This window comes from Streptomyces sp. SID12501, assembly GCF_010550245.1.
Taxonomy (GTDB): domain Bacteria; phylum Actinomycetota; class Actinomycetes; order Streptomycetales; family Streptomycetaceae; genus Streptomyces.
The window spans coordinates 1-441 of record NZ_JAAGLU010000655.1 but is presented as its reverse complement, the minus strand read 5'-3'; the positions used below and the strand labels follow the sequence as shown (position 1 = coordinate 441).

Genomic DNA, 441 nt, shown 5'->3' with positions numbered 1-441 from the left:
CCGACGTAGAACTCGAAATCCACTCCGGTGAGGTCGTCGCGGTAGTCGGCGACAACGGCGCCGGCAAGTCCACGCTGGTCAAGACGATCGCCGGCGTGCACCCCATCGATGACGGCGTCATCGAGTGGCAGGGCCGCCCGGTCTCCATCAACAAGCCCCACGACGCCCAGAGCCTGGGCATCGCGACGGTCTACCAGGACCTCGCGCTGTGCGACAACCTCGACGTGACGTCGAACCTCTTCCTGGGGCGGGAGCTGCGCGACGCGCGGGGCCGGCGCGACGACGAGCGCATGGAGCAGGTCGCGCGCCAGATCCTGCGGGACCTGACGAGCCGGATCCCGACGGTGCGCGTGCCGCTCGCGCAGCTGTCCGCGGGGCAGCGCCAGGCGGTCGCGATCGCGCGCACGCTCATCGGCTCGCCGCGCATCGTCGTGCTCGACG

1 protein-coding gene is annotated in these 441 nt (G+C 71.0%); it reads left to right on the top strand.

The window, feature by feature from the left end:
* Positions 1–441, top strand: a 441-nt coding sequence (locus G3I71_RS47755; protein WP_164325215.1) for an ATP-binding cassette domain-containing protein, incomplete at both ends; no start/stop codon positions are given.